A 235-nucleotide genomic window follows, 5' to 3' on the forward strand; every position below is an offset into this window, starting at 1 on the left:
GTCTGGTCGGTGAGCGGCAGGTGCAGGCTGACGACGCTCGATGTCGCCAGCAATCCGTTCAGTGGGAGCTGGATGACGCCCGGCTCGGCGATCGCCGAGCGCGAGGTGGCGGCCACCTCCATGCCGAAGGGGCGCGCGATACGCGCCACCTGCTTGCCGAGGGCGCCGTAGCCGACGATGCCGAGCCGGCTGCCGGACAGGTCGCCGATCGGGTGGTCGAGCAGGCAGAAGCGGG

1 protein-coding gene is annotated in these 235 nt (G+C 71.5%); it reads right to left on the minus strand.

The window, feature by feature from the left end; translation table 11 throughout:
• Window positions 1-235 (minus strand): NAD(P)-dependent oxidoreductase (locus SB765_RS33885; protein ID WP_410933069.1); only part of this gene is annotated, 235 nt, incomplete at both ends.

This window comes from Pseudomonas sp. SIMBA_067 (assembly GCF_046534675.1).
GTDB lineage: Bacteria > Pseudomonadota > Gammaproteobacteria > Pseudomonadales > Pseudomonadaceae > Aquipseudomonas > Aquipseudomonas putida.